This is a genomic window from Pseudomonas syringae (genome assembly GCF_021606685.1).
Classification (GTDB): domain Bacteria; phylum Pseudomonadota; class Gammaproteobacteria; order Pseudomonadales; family Pseudomonadaceae; genus Aquipseudomonas; species Aquipseudomonas syringae_R.
Genome location: NZ_WKCB01000060.1, coordinates 22,505 through 35,010, shown reverse-complemented (window position 1 = coordinate 35,010; position 12,506 = coordinate 22,505). Strand labels below are relative to the sequence as shown.

Annotated in this window: 12 protein-coding genes; 7 read left to right on the top strand and 5 right to left on the bottom strand. The window is 62.9% G+C overall.

Annotated features, from left to right (window positions below; all coding sequences use genetic code 11):
* The first annotated feature begins 161 nt into the window (after positions 1–161).
* From motD to GIW02_RS20390, 5 genes are all read left to right on the top strand, one after another.
* Entirely contained in the window at positions 162–1,049 is an 888-nt protein-coding gene (gene motD, locus GIW02_RS20410) for a flagellar motor protein MotD (RefSeq protein ID WP_116626217.1), read from the top strand.
* A gap of 51 nt (positions 1,050–1,100) precedes the next feature.
* Complete coding sequence (locus tag GIW02_RS20405) at positions 1,101–1,889, top strand: ParA family protein (RefSeq protein WP_236419830.1); 789 nt, start codon at positions 1,101–1,103, stop codon at positions 1,887–1,889.
* On the top strand, positions 1,889–2,701 hold the full coding sequence (locus GIW02_RS20400) for a CheW domain-containing protein (RefSeq protein WP_236419832.1): 813 nt from the start codon (positions 1,889–1,891) through the stop codon (positions 2,699–2,701). The genes GIW02_RS20405 and GIW02_RS20400 overlap by 1 nt, the downstream gene beginning before the upstream one ends.
* An 80-nt stretch (positions 2,702–2,781) precedes the next feature.
* A complete protein-coding gene (locus GIW02_RS20395; protein WP_010564003.1) occupies positions 2,782–3,264 on the top strand; it encodes a chemotaxis protein CheW in 483 nt (160 codons plus the stop codon).
* Positions 3,265–3,657, top strand: coding sequence for a DUF2802 domain-containing protein (locus tag GIW02_RS20390; RefSeq protein WP_236419834.1), 393 nt, complete (start codon positions 3,265–3,267; stop codon positions 3,655–3,657). It abuts the gene before it with no gap.
* Between the two features lie 909 nt (positions 3,658–4,566).
* On the opposite strand, the gene GIW02_RS20385 is transcribed toward GIW02_RS20390, so the two are convergent.
* From GIW02_RS20385 to GIW02_RS20365, 5 genes are read right to left on the bottom strand one after another with little or no spacing between them, the layout of a single operon-like run.
* The gene (locus GIW02_RS20385; RefSeq protein ID WP_236414909.1) at positions 4,567–5,328 is read right to left on the bottom strand and encodes an enoyl-CoA hydratase-related protein; all 762 of its coding nucleotides are present in this window, start codon (positions 5,326–5,328) and stop codon (positions 4,567–4,569) included.
* Positions 5,325–6,482 carry a citronellyl-CoA dehydrogenase gene (gene atuD / locus GIW02_RS20380; protein ID WP_236414908.1) on the bottom strand — a complete coding sequence of 386 codons (1,158 nt, stop codon included), beginning with the start codon at positions 6,480–6,482 and terminating at the stop codon, positions 5,325–5,327. Before atuD ends, GIW02_RS20385 begins: the two co-directional genes overlap by 4 nt.
* Positions 6,483–6,495: 13 nt before the next feature.
* Positions 6,496–8,112, bottom strand: a complete 1,617-nt coding sequence (gene atuC, locus GIW02_RS20375) for an acyl-CoA carboxylase subunit beta (protein WP_236414906.1) — start codon at positions 8,110–8,112, stop codon at positions 6,496–6,498.
* Positions 8,113–8,115: 3 nt separating this feature from the next.
* Complete coding sequence (locus tag GIW02_RS20370) at positions 8,116–8,988, bottom strand: SDR family oxidoreductase (RefSeq protein WP_236414892.1); 873 nt, start codon at positions 8,986–8,988, stop codon at positions 8,116–8,118.
* Positions 8,989–9,000: 12 nt separating this feature from the next.
* Positions 9,001–10,779, bottom strand: a complete 1,779-nt coding sequence (locus GIW02_RS20365; protein WP_236414891.1) for an acyclic terpene utilization AtuA family protein — start codon at positions 10,777–10,779, stop codon at positions 9,001–9,003.
* Positions 10,780–10,932: 153 nt separating this feature from the next.
* Between GIW02_RS20365 and GIW02_RS20360 the strand changes: the two genes are divergently transcribed.
* A complete protein-coding gene (locus GIW02_RS20360; protein WP_236414890.1) occupies positions 10,933–11,559 on the top strand; it encodes a TetR/AcrR family transcriptional regulator in 627 nt (208 codons plus the stop codon).
* Between the two features lie 93 nt (positions 11,560–11,652).
* Positions 11,653–12,441, top strand: coding sequence for a PhnD/SsuA/transferrin family substrate-binding protein (locus tag GIW02_RS20355; protein WP_236414889.1), 789 nt, complete (start codon positions 11,653–11,655; stop codon positions 12,439–12,441).
* The last annotated feature ends 65 nt before the right edge of the window (positions 12,442–12,506 follow it).

The following is a 12,506-nucleotide window of genomic DNA, read 5'->3' as shown; positions in this document are numbered from 1 at the left end:
GGCTTGCCCGCGTTGGGCTGCGAAGCAGCCCCAGTCCAGGCAACGCGTTCTTTCAGACGGGTAGCGGCGTCTGGTTTTGGGGGCGCTGCGCGCCCCAACGCGGGCAAGCCCGCTCGCCACAACAAGCCCGCTCGCTACATTGAATGCAGGGGGGGCTGCCAATGAGCCGTCGCCGTCGCGAGCCTGAAGAACACGTCAACCACGAACGCTGGCTGGTGTCCTACGCGGACTTCATTACCTTGCTGTTCGCCTTTTTCGTGGTGATGTACTCCATCTCGTCGATCAACGAAGGCAAGTACAAGGTCATCTCCCAGGCGTTGATCGGGGTGTTCAACGACGCCGACCGCGCCCTCAAGCCGATCCCTATCGGCGAAGAGCGGCCCAAGACCGTGACCCCGGCCAAGCCGCTGGTCAACGACAGTGATGAAACCGCCGCCGGCGTGGGCGGCACCAGCGACCCGCTGAAAAGCATCGCCGACGATATCAGCGCTGCGTTTGGCGACCTGATCAGCTCCAACCAGATGACCGTGCGCGGTAATGAGTTGTGGGTCGAGATCGAGCTGAACTCCAGCCTGCTGTTCGCCAGCGCCGATGCGATGCCCAGCGACCAGGCGTTCACCATCATCGACAAGGTGGCGGCGATCCTCAAACCGTTCGAAAACCCGATCCACGTGGAAGGCTTTACCGACAATATTCCGATCAGCACCGCGCAGTACCCGACCAACTGGGAGCTGTCGTCGGCGCGAGCGGCGAGCATCGTGCGCATGCTCGCGATGCAGGATGTGAACCCAAGCCGCTTGGCCTCGGTGGGCTACGGCGAGTTTCAGCCAGTGGCCAATAACGCCACGGCGGAAGGCCGCGCGCGCAACCGTCGGGTGGTGTTGGTGGTTTCGCGTAACCTGGATGTGCGCCGCAGCCTGACCGGCACCGGCACCGCCAATGCAACACCGGACGCGGCCTTGAAGCGGGCTGGCACACAAACTGCACCGGCCCCTGCAAAGCCGCCGGTTCGGCAGAGTGCCGTCAATTCTCCGTCACCGGCTCAATAACCTTATGCAATGTCTCGGTCGCGCCTGTGCCTGCCGGGAGGAACCATCCGAATGAGAGTCTGGGCAGTTGCCAATCAAAAAGGTGGGGTCGGCAAGACCACCACCTCCATCGCTTTAGCCGGCTTGCTGGCCGAGGCGGGCAAGCGTGTGGTCGTGGTGGACCTGGACCCCCATGGCTCGATGACCAGCTATTTCGGCTACGACCCGGACGCGCTGGAACACAGCTGCTACGACCTGTTCCTGCACAAGGGCAGCGTGCCTGCCGACTTGCCGGGGCAACTGCTGCTGCCCACCAGTAACGAAAGCATTTCCCTGCTGCCGTCCAGCACCGCGCTGGCGACCCTTGAGCGCCAGTCGCCGGGGCAAAGCGGCCTGGGCCTGGTGATCGCCAAGACCCTGGCGCAGCTGTGGCAGGATTTCGACTACGCGATCATCGACAGCCCGCCGTTGCTGGGTGTGCTGATGGTCAATGCCTTGGCGGCCAGCCAGCAGTTGGTGATCCCGGTGCAGACCGAACACTTGGCGGTCAAAGGCCTGGAACGCATGGTCAGCACCCTGGCGATGATCAACCGCTCGCGCAAGCAAGCGTTGCCGTACAGCATCGTGCCGACCTTGTTCGACCGTCGTACCCAGGCGTCCCTCGGCACTTTGCGTGTGCTGCGCGATGCCTACCCGCAGACGATCTGGAACGGCTACATCCCGGTGGACACGCGCCTGCGCGATGCCAGCCGCGCGGGCCTGACGCCTTCGCAGTTCGATGCTAAAAGCCGTGGCGTGATGGCTTATCGCGCGTTGCTCAAACATCTGCTGTCCCAGCAGCTTGTTGCGCAGGTGGCGTGATGAACCGTCCCGTCGAATTCAAGACCCGGCCGCAACTGGCACTGGAATCCTACCTGGATGCCTTGCTGCAGGATGCGACCGAGGAAGCCCAACCGATCCTGGTGCTGGAGCCGGCGGTAGCGCCACACAGCACGCTGGATGAATTCCAGCTGGCAGTGCTCGAAGAACAGGCCCGCGATGCACAGGTCGCGCCGGTGGTTGTGCCCGCGCCCGTGGTGGTGCCGATCAGCCAGGCAGTCGTTGCCCCCGTGGTGGTTGCGCCGGCCGTGGTCGAGCCGGTCGTGGAAGTGCACCTGCCGCCGAGCATCACGCCGCCGCCGGTGACCGGCGATGGCCGCCCGGCCTGGGCTGCGGAGCCGTTCGAATGCCTGCTGTTTGACGTCGCCGGGTTGACCCTGGCAGTGCCGCTGGTGTGCCTGGGCTCGATCTATTCCCTGGAAGGCCAGGAGCTGACCCCGCTGTTCGGGCAACCGGAGTGGTTCCTCGGCATCCTGCCCAGCCAGGCCGGCAACCTCAAGGTGCTGGACACCGCCCGCTGGGTGATGCCGGACCGCTACCGCGATGATTTCCGCCAGGGTTTGCAATACGTGATCTCGGTGCAGGGCTACGAGTGGGGGCTGGCGGTGCATCAAGTCAGCCGCTCGTTGCGCCTGGACCCGAATGAAATCAAATGGCGCAGCCACCGGGGCCAACGGCCTTGGCTGGCGGGCACCGTGATTGAACACATGTGCGCGTTGCTGGACGTCGCCGAGCTGGCCGAGTTGATCGCCAGCGGCGCAGTCAAGACGATGGCGCTGAACAAACACAGTTGATTGAACAATAAGGGCCGCATGCGAGTGCGGTCGGCGAAGCACACACGCCGTACGTAACGGCATTTGAAGGGGTCAGGGGTATGAACAAGTCAGCGTCCGCACAAGGTTTGGATGATCCGATCCTGCAATGGGTTACCTTCAAACTGGACAACGAGTCCTACGGCATTAACGTGATGCGCGTGCAGGAAGTGCTGCGCTACACCGAGATCGCGCCGGTTCCGGGTGCACCCAGCTACGTGCTGGGCATCATCAACCTGCGCGGCAACGTGGTGACGGTGATCGACACCCGCCAGCGTTTCGGTCTGGTGCCGACTGAAGTCAACGACAACACGCGTATCGTCATCATCGAAGCCGACAAGCAAGTGGTCGGGATCATGGTCGACAGCGTGGCGGAAGTGGTTTACCTGCGCCAATCGGAAGTGGAAACCGCGCCGAACGTGGGTAACGAAGAATCGGCCAAGTTCATCCAGGGCGTGTGCAACAAGAACGGCGAACTGCTGATTCTGGTTGAGCTGGACAAGATGATGAGCGAAGAAGAGTGGTCGGAACTGGAGAGCATCTGATTGTTCCTTGAGGCAGTGGTAATTGTCCTGGCCCTGTTGTGGGCCGGGACCTTGGCCTTCCTGCTGCGCTATGTGCGCCAGCAACGGGAATTGGGCCTGCAACAGGCCGAGCGTGATGCTGTGCGTGACAGGCGCATTCTTGAGTTGGTCAAGCGTGTTGATCATTACCAGCAAAGTGCGGTGAAGGTGGGGGATGAGGTGCATGAACTGCGCGCGATTCTTGCGCCGTTGCCTGATAAGTTGGCGCAGATTGAGCAGCGGGATCCTTCGAGTTTGTCGTTTGCCCAGGCGGCCAGGTTGGTCGGAATGGGGGCTACGGTGGATGAGCTGACGCAGTCGTGTGGGTTGACTCAGGCTGAGGCGCAGTTGATGAGCAAGCTTCACAAGGGGTGATTGGGGGCATATCCGTTGCTGCGGTAACGGCTGCTTATGGTTCCGCTCTTACAGCGGGTCACTTTTTGAAGAGCGCAAAAAGTAACCAAAAACGCTTCGCCCCAACACTCGGCACCTCGCCTCCGGCTCGGTGTGCCCTCACTCCGGCTTTGGAGCGTGGGCCGCCGCGATGGGCCATCCATGGCCCAGCGCGGCTAACCCGGCGTCCTGCCGGGTTGCCCACGCTCCAAAGCCTGCGTTCGGCCAGCGTGTTTTGATGGGGCGCCTAGATCAAGATCACGATCAAAAGCTTCAGATCAAAAGATCGCTGACTTCGTCAGCGGTAAGGATGTAAGGGCCAGATCAAAAACAAAGCCAAGCGAGGCGGCCTGACAGCCGGCCTGATCGTTGAAGCCGTACTCGGTCAAATGTGGGAGGGGGCTTGCTCCCGATAGCGGTGGGGCAGTCACAGATGCATTGGCTGACACACCGCTATCGGGAGCAAGCCTCCTCCCACATTTTGACCGCAATCAACAGACGTAACTCCGGTCAGTTCCAAGGCCGCCAAGCCAGCCCACAACCCGCGCTTTTGCTCTACACCACTCAGGCCGGCTGTCAGGCCGCCTTGCTCTGCTTTTGATCTGCTTTTGATCTTGATCTGAGGCGCCCCATTAACCACGCTGGCCGCATGCGGGCTTGAATCCGTGGGTAACCCGGCAGGACGCCGGGTTAGCCGCGCTGGGCCATGGATGGCCCATCGCGGCGGCCCACGGATTCAAGGCTGCGTGCGGGCACACCGAGCGTGAGCGAGGTGCCGAGTGGTGGGGCAAGAGCCTTTTGGTTACTTTTGGGCTCTTTTCAAAAGTGACCCGCTGTAAGAGCGGAACCCATATCAGCCATCACCCAAATAACGGATATGCACCCCGCGGCTCATCGAACCCACCCCGGCCTGCGCTTCTGCACAAACGCCTGCGTCCCCTCAACCCCTTCCTCTCCTGTAACAGCCTCGGCAAACCACTGCGCCCCGCGATCCAACACCACATCCAACGGCTGCTCCACACTGGCCAACAACAACCCCTTGGTCCGCGCATTCGCCCCCGGTGCACAACGCAACACGTGTCCCAACACCTCATCCAGGCGTTCCGCCAACGCCTGCGGGTCGCGCTCGGCAAAATGCACCACACCCAAGCGCTCAGCCTCAACCCCATCAAACCGCGCCGCCGTCAGCGCCAGCCGCCGCGCCTGGGTCAGCCCGATCCGCTTGACCACAAACGGCGCAATCTGCGCCGGCAGCAGCCCCAGGCTGGTCTCCGGCAAACCGAACTGCGCCTGATGATCGGCAATCGCGATATCACTCACGCACGCCAGGCCAAACCCACCGCCCAGCACCGCGCCTTGCAGCACCACGATCACCACCTGTGGCACCGCTTCAACTTCCTGCAGCAGGGTGCCAAACGCGCGGTTCAACGCCTGCAATTGATCGCCGGCGCGGATCAGGTCCTTCACATCGGCGCCTGCGCAAAAGTGCCCACCTGCGCCGCTGATCACCACGGCGCGCACCTGGCTGTCCAATTGCGCAACTACCGTGCGCAATTCATTGACCATCTCCAGGCTCATCGCATTGCGGCATTCGGGCCGGTTGAGGGTGATGTGCAGCACGCCGTTATGCGGTTCCAGCAGCAGGGTATTCATGGTTTTTTCCCCGGCAGGGTGCCCATCAGCTTGCAGATGATGCCCAGCATGATTTCATCCGCGCCGCCGCCAATCGATACCAGGCGCACATCGCGATACGCACGGGCCACGGGGTTGTCCCACATAAAGCCCATGCCGCCCCAATATTGCAGGCAACTGTCGCTGACTTCACGGCCCAGCCGCCCGGCCTTGAGCTTGGCCATGGAGGCCAGGCGGGTCACGTCCTGGCCTTTGATGTATTGCTCGGTGGCCTGGTAGACCAGGGCGCGCAGGCATTCGATTTCCGTGGCCAGCTCGGCCAGACGAAAGTGGATGACCTGGTTGTCGATCAGCGCCTTGCCGAACGTCTCGCGCTCCTTGCAGTACGCGATGGTGCTGTCGATGCAGTACTCCAGGCCCTTGATCATATTGGCCGCGCCGAACAGGCGTTCTTCCTGGAACTGCAGCATTTGCATCATGAAGCCCGCGCCTTCGTGGCCGATGCGGTTGCGCTGCGGCACGCGCACGCTGTCGAAGAACACCTGGGCAGTTTCGGAACTGTGCATGCCGAGCTTTTCCAGGGGCGGGCTGATGCTGACGCCGGGGGTGTTCATCGGCACCATGATCAGCGACTTGTTGATGTGCGGCTTGTCGTCGGAGGTGTTGGCCAGCAGGCAGATGAAGTCGGCACTGGGCGAGTTGGTGATCCACATTTTGCTGCCGTTGATCACGTAATCGTCGCCCTGCTTGCGCGCATGGGTTTTCAGCCCGGCCACGTCGGAACCGGCACCGGTTTCGGACACCCCGATGCAGCCCACCTGCTCGCCACTGATGGCCGGGCGCAGGAATTCGTCGCGCAGTTCATCGGAGCCGAAGCGGGCGAGGGCGGGGGTGCACATGTCGGTCTGCACACCGATGGACATGGGGATGCCGCCACAGCGGATGGTGCCGAACTCTTCGGCGGCGACGATGGAGTAGCTGTAGTCCAGGCCCATACCGCCGAATTTTTCCGGTTTGGAAATGCCCAGCAGGCCGAGGTCGCCGGCCTTGCGAAAGACCTCGTGGATGGGAAAACGCCCGGCCTTCTCCCATTCATCCACATAGGGGTTGATCTCGCGGTCGACGAAGGCGCGCACGGTGCGGCGCAGTTCCTGGTGTTCCTGGGTGAAGATCATTGTTGTTCTCCTGTTAGAAACGCGCCACACCAAAGCTGTTGGGTTGCAACGGCCGCACCTCGGCCTCATGGCAGATATCCAGCAAAAACCCCAACAGCGTGCGGGTGTCCCGTGGATCAATCAGCCCGTCGTCCCAGAGGTTCGCGCTGCTATAGAGTGCGGTGGATTGGCTGTCGAGCTTCTGCGCGGTGACCTGCTCGAGCATGTCCAGCACCTTGGGGTCGGGCACCAGGCCGTCCTTCAACTGCTTGGCCTCGGTGACAATCCTCAACACCTTGCCCGCTTGGGCGCCGCCCATCACCGCCGTGCGGCTGTTGGGCCAGGCGAAGATAAAACGCGGGTCCAGGCCGCGCCCGCACATCGCATAATTGCCGGCCCCATAGGAGCCGCCGACCACCACCGTGAGTTTAGGCACCCGTGCATTGGCCACCGCCTGAATCATCTTTGCGCCGTGTTTGATCACCCCTTGCTGTTCCGCCTCGGTGCCCACCATGAAACCGGTGGTGTTGTGCAAAAACAGCAGCGGCGTGCGGCTCTGGTCGCACAGCTGAATAAACTGCGCCGCCTTGCTCGCGCCTTTGGGGGTGATCGGGCCGTTGTTGCCGATGACCCCCACCGCGCGACCGTGGATCTGAAGATGGCCGCAGACGGTGTGGGCATCGAACTCACCCTTGAACTCGAGGAACTGCGAGCCGTCCGCCAGGCGGGCGAGGATTTCGCGCACGTCATAGGGCTTTTTGGGGTCATCGGGGATCAGCCCCAGCAGTTCGTCGATGGGGTACAGCGGCTCTGCGTAGGCACGTTTTGGCGGTGACGGCAGGTGGTCATCCCAAGGCAGCAGGCCGACGATTTCGCGCACGATGCGCACGCCGTCGGCGTCGTTTTCCGCCAGGTATTCGGCGGTGCCGGCGGTGTGCGCGTGCATCTCGGCGCCTCCCAACTCCTCATCGGTGGCCACTTCGCCGGTGGCCGCTTTCAGCAGCGGCGGCCCAGCCAAAAACAGCTTGGCCTTGCCGCGCACCACCACCACGTAATCCGACAGCCCCGGCTGATACGCGCCACCCGCCGTGGCCGAGCCGTGTACCACGGTGATCTGCGGCAAGCCCATCGCCGACATCCGCGCCTGATTGGCAAAGCTACGCGCGCCTTCGACGAAAATCTCGGCGGCATAGTTGAGGTTGGCGCCGCCGCTTTCGGCCAGGGTCACTACCGGCAGTTTGTTCTGCATGGCGATCTGCTGCAGGCGCAGGGATTTTTTCAGGCCGGTGGGGGAGATGGTGCCGCCTTTGATCGCGCTGTTATTGGCCACCACCAGCATGCGCACGCCGCTGACGTAACCGATGCCGGCAATCAGCCCGCCACCGGCGGCGCTGCCATCCTTGTCGTCGTGCAGCTTGTAGCCGGCCAGGCTGGCCAGTTCCAGAAACGGCGCGCCGGGGTCCAGCAGCAGGTTGAGGCGTTCGCGCGGCAGCAACTGGCCGCGCTTGTCGAACTTGGGCTTGGCTTGCTCGGCCTTGGCGAGCAGCGCCTGTTCCAGTTGGCGCAGTTGCTGGATGCCGGCCAGCATGGCTGCGCGGTTCTGCGCGAATTGCGCGCTATGGGCGTCGATCAGGCTTTCGATCACCGGCATGGTTTATTGCTCCGCCTTGAGTACGTCGGGCAGGTAGGCGCGGTGGAAGCCATTGAAGGGTTCACTCGGCGACTGCGCCTTGTGCAGCGGCCAGGCGCGGCTGCCCAGGCTGGCGGCGCCATCGATGCGCAAGGTGCTGCCGCTGATGAATGCGGCGGCGGGGCTGAGCAGGAACACAATGGCTGCGCTGACTTCCGATTCGGTGCCGATGCGCTTGAGCGGCACGTGTTCGCGCAGGGTCGGGATCACCGCCTTGAACGCGCCGTCGTAGGTGTCCATGCCGCTGGACGCGATCCAGCCCGGCGCCACGGCGTTGACCCGCACCCCGGCGTAACCCCATTCAACGGCGGCAGTCTTGGTGAAGTTGTCCATGCCCGAGCGCGCGGCGCCGGAATGGCCCATGCCGGGCATGCCGCCCCACATGTCGGCGAGCATGTTGACGATGGCGCCGCCGTGCTTGCTCATGGACTGGTTGAACACCTCCCGGGCCATCAGGAAACCGCCGACCAGGTTGGTGCGCAGCACCGTTTCAAAACCTTTTTGATTGATCGACGCGAGCGGCGACGGGTATTGGCCGCCGGCGTTATTGACCAGGCCATGAATGGGCCCGTGTTCATGAATAATCTGCGTAACCAGCGCCTTCACCGCCTCTTCATCGCGAATATCGCAGGCCTGCCAGTGGGCGATGCCGCCGTCTTCGGCGATTTCTGTCGCGACCGTTTGCAGTTTTTCCGGCTTGCGCCCCACCAAAATTACCTGCGCACCCAGTGCCGCCAGTTCATGGGCGGTGCAGCGGCCAATGCCACTGCCACCACCGGTCACGATCACGGTGTGCCCTTGGAACAAATCGGCTTTGAAGATCGAGTCGAAGGCCACGGCGGCAGTCCTTTAGGTGAGTGAGTCGGCGATGTGTTGCGGCACCGCGATGGGGATTTCCAACAGTTGCTGGGCGAACGCTTTGCCTTGCGGGTCGATGCGCAGGCTGGCGATGCCGCCGCCGCCCAAGGCGTTTTCCAGCACGAAGTTGAGGCTGTGGCTGCCCGGCAGGTACCAGCGCTCGACGCGGCCGTGCACGGGGTCGAGCACGTGGCCCATCCAGTCGACGATGACCTCCGGGGTCAGCGCCTCGGCGATCCACGGCAGGTACTCGGGGTGGCGGGCGATCACCCCGATATTGCTGTGGTTGCCCTTGTCGCCGGAGCGTGCCACGGCGAGCTTCACCAGCGGCACACTGGCGTCAGCGCGGCCCTGGGGTTTGGGTGGGTCAATCGCTGCGGCCGGCAGGGCAGGCGCGTCGCTGCTGGGCAGCACGCAGCGGTGTTGCTCGCCTTGAATATCGATAAGCGGTGCGCAGGCGGTTTTATCGATCAGAAACGAAAACAGCCGAATCAGCGGATACACCGTGGGGCGTCCGCCGACGATCCCGGTCAGCCCCGGCGCCATACCCGTGGCCGCCTGGGCGATCTCGCGGGCAAACAACACCAGGGCCTGTTTGCTCGGGTGGCGCACCGCGAGTTTGACCACCACTTCGCGGCAGTCCTGGCGCCGCGCGTGGGCGCCGTAGGTGGCTTCGCTGCCGAGCAGTTCAATGTTCACTTGGCTGTAGGGGGGCCAGCCGCGTTGGCTGAACAATTCAGAGGTCTTGTTGATGATCGCTTGGCTGACCCGCTCGGCCTTGGCCACCGCGTCGATCCCGGCGATCAGGCAGCTGGCGGTGCAGCGGAAACCGTCGGGCCAGGTGGCGCTGACCTTGTACTGGTCGGTGGGCGGCAAGCCCTTGGCACCGTGCAGGCGCACGCTGTTTTTGCCTTGCTGGTGCAATTTGACCTGGCTGAAATCACACACCACATCCGGCAGCAGGTAGGCGCGCGGGTCGCCGATTTCATACAGCAGTTGTTCGGCCACGCTGAGTTCGCTGACCAGCCCGCCGCTGCCGTCGACCTTGCTGACGGTGAACTGGCCGTCGGCGCTCACCTCAACAATGGGGAAACCGATGTGTTCGTAGTCTGGTACGTCGCGCCAATCGGTGAAGTTGCCGCCGGTGCACTGCGCGCCACATTCGATGATATGCCCGGCCAATGCGGCCTGGGCCAGACGGTCGTAGTCCTGCCAGGACCAGCCGAATTCATGCACCAGCGCTGCGCTGACCACGGCGCTGTCCACCACCCGGCCGGTGATCACGATGTCCGCGCCCAGTTCCAGCGCCTGCACGATGCCCGGTGCGCCGAGGTAGGCATTGGCCGACACACACATCGGCGGCAGCGGCGCTGCGCTGAACATATCGGTGACGCCGTGCAATTGCGTGAGCGTGGGGAGCAGGTCATCGCCGAGCAGCACGGCGATTTTCAACGGCAGTCGGGCCTGGTCGCAGGCTGCTTGCAGGGCGGCCGCGCAGGCCTTGGGGTTGATACCGCCAGCGTTGCTGATCACGCGCAAGCCCTGGCGTTGGATATCGGCCAGCAGCGGCGTGAGGACCTCGACAAAGTCGGTGGCGTAACCGGCCTGGGGGTTTTTCATCCGTGCACCGGCGAGGATCGACAGGGTGACTTCTGCCAGGTAGTCGAACACCAGGTAATCCAGCGCGCCGCCTTGCACCAGCTGGGCGGCAGCGGTGCAGGTGTCGCCCCAGAAGGCGCTGGCGCAGCCGATACGAACCGTCTTGCTCATGAGAAATCCTTCCTCGAATGGCTGGCAAGAGACTACCAAGCAAGCGCTTGGTTTGTAAACTCCCGCCAAACGTTTAACCCAAGCGCTTGCTTGGTCGGCTGCCACGGCCTAAATTGCCGGCCAAGACGTCAGAAAGAAGTAGAGGAGAGCAGCATGGATGAGCACAAAGCCCAGCAGGTGATGCGCACCATGGTCGACGGCGGCCAATTGACCGACCCCGACAGCGCCCGGGGTAAGTTGCTGCAGACGGCGGCTCACCTGTTTCGCAACAAAGGCTTCGAGCGCACCACCGTGCGCGACCTGGCCAGTGCCGTGGGCATTCAGTCCGGCAGCATCTTTCATCACTTCAAGAGCAAGGACGAGATCCTGCGCGCGGTGATGGAGGAAACCATCCACTACAACACCGCGATGATGCGCGCTGCGCTGGCGGACGCGACGAGCGTGCGCGAACGCGTGCTGGCGCTGATTCGCTGTGAATTGCAGTCGATCATGGGCGGCACCGGTGAGGCCATGGCGGTGCTGGTGTACGAATGGCGCTCATTGTCGACCCAAGCCCAGGCCCAGGTGCTGGCACTGCGCGACGTGTATGAGGCCCTCTGGCTGCAAGTGCTGGGCGAGGCCAAGGCCGCTGGCTACATCAAGGGCGATGTGTTCATTGCTCGGCGCTTCCTCACCGGGGCTTTGTCGTGGACCACTACGTGGTTCCGCGCCGAGGGGGGCAGCCTCACGCTCGAACAATTGGCCGAAGAAGCCCTGTTGATGGTTCTGAAACCCGACTAAGGCGCAAGCTATTAATTTGCGGGCGGAAAGTTGTCTCGCCAGACAAAAACGCCTAGCTTATCGCCAACGACGTGTTGAACGGTGTGTGCCTTGATGTTTTCGCCATGGCGACTGGCTGCAGGACTTACTTTATGGGCACTGGGCACCGCAGGGTGGATGCCGGCTTCGGCTGCACAATTGGTGCGGATCGGCGCGGCGCATTTCCCGCCCTACACCGTGCGCCCCGAGCAGGGCGCCGACACCGGTTTGCTGCCGCAGCTGGTCGAGGCCCTGAACGCCTCGCAGACCGATTACCAGTTTGTCCTGGTGCCGACCTCCATTCCACGGCGCTTTCGTGATTTCGAGCAGGGCCGCATCGACATGGCCATCTTTGAAAACCCCGACTGGGGCTGGCAGAAAATCCCCCACACCAGCGTCGACATGGGCCTGGAAGACGCAGAGATTTTCGTCGCCGAGCGTAAGCCCGGACGCGGCCAGGACTATTTCGCCGACCTCACCGGCAAACGTCTGGCGGTGTTCAGCGGTTATCACTACGCCTTTGCCCACTTCAACCCCGACCCCAAGTACATGGCCGAGCACTTCAACGCCACGTTGACGTACTCCCATGACAGCAACCTGCTGATGGTGGTGCGCGGCCGCGCCGATATCGCCCTGGTGACGCGCTCGTACCTGAGTGATTTCATGGTGCGTAATGCGGACATGGCGGGGGAGTTCCTGGTGTCGGAGCGCATCGACCAGCTGTATCACCACTATGCATTGCTGCGGCCCAAGGCGCCGATCACGCGGGAAGCGTTTTCCGCGTTGCTCACGCGTTTGCGCGACAACGGCCAGATGCTGAAGATTTTCGAACCCTACCGCATCGATGTGATGCCGACGCCCTGAGGGCTAAATTTCCTCGCTCTGCTCACGTCATTTGATCAAACGGTTGATGATTGTTGTGAGCGCCC

Excerpts from the sequence above, each read along its gene's own strand:
- GIW02_RS20405 (WP_236419830.1), top strand. The coding sequence starts at position 1,101 with ATGAGAGTCTGGGCAGTTGCCAATCAAAAAGGTGGGGTCGGCAAGACC.
- GIW02_RS20360 (WP_236414890.1), top strand. The coding sequence starts at position 10,933 with ATGGATGAGCACAAAGCCCAGCAGGTGATGCGCACCATGGTCGACGGC.
- atuD (WP_236414908.1), bottom strand. The coding sequence starts at position 6,482 with ATGATCTTCACCCAGGAACACCAGGAACTGCGCCGCACCGTGCGCGCC.
- GIW02_RS20400 (WP_236419832.1), top strand. The coding sequence starts at position 1,889 with ATGAACCGTCCCGTCGAATTCAAGACCCGGCCGCAACTGGCACTGGAA.
- GIW02_RS20395 (WP_010564003.1), top strand. The coding sequence starts at position 2,782 with ATGAACAAGTCAGCGTCCGCACAAGGTTTGGATGATCCGATCCTGCAA.
- GIW02_RS20355 (WP_236414889.1), top strand. The coding sequence starts at position 11,653 with ATGTTTTCGCCATGGCGACTGGCTGCAGGACTTACTTTATGGGCACTG.
- motD (WP_116626217.1), top strand. The coding sequence starts at position 162 with ATGAGCCGTCGCCGTCGCGAGCCTGAAGAACACGTCAACCACGAACGC.
- GIW02_RS20365 (WP_236414891.1), bottom strand. The coding sequence starts at position 10,779 with ATGAGCAAGACGGTTCGTATCGGCTGCGCCAGCGCCTTCTGGGGCGAC.
- GIW02_RS20385 (WP_236414909.1), bottom strand. The coding sequence starts at position 5,328 with ATGAATACCCTGCTGCTGGAACCGCATAACGGCGTGCTGCACATCACC.
- atuC (WP_236414906.1), bottom strand. The coding sequence starts at position 8,112 with ATGCCGGTGATCGAAAGCCTGATCGACGCCCATAGCGCGCAATTCGCG.